Source organism: Mesorhizobium sp. WSM4809, assembly GCF_055811655.1.
In genome coordinates, this window is sequence record NZ_JBVVQW010000080.1 from 1 (window position 1) to 257 (window position 257).

The window sequence follows — 257 nt, forward strand, 5'->3', positions numbered from 1 at the left end:
ATCCTCAATATTGTCTTTTCTTGCTTGGTCATTAAATTGTTGGGAGTACCAGCCAGCTTCAGCCTCAACTCTATCTAGCACCTCATTAACTTTCTTGTCGATGTGGGCTTCTACAACTTGAACAACTGCCTCGATTTCTTTGTAGCTAAGTAGTTTACCTAGCTCTAGTGCTTCATCACTTGTTTTAATCCGCATTAGTTTTCTATTGAGTCCCTTGTCATCATCTGGTTTAGTTGTCATACATTCTCCGTATATCT

Annotated in this window: 1 protein-coding gene; it reads right to left on the reverse strand. The window is 39.3% G+C overall.

Going from position 1 to position 257, the window contains the following annotated elements; genetic code table 11:
* The coding region (locus AC0L24_RS33930) for a hypothetical protein (RefSeq protein WP_473565107.1) at positions 1–240 on the reverse strand (240 nt) is incomplete at its 3' end.
* Between the last annotated feature and the right edge of the window lie 17 nt (positions 241–257).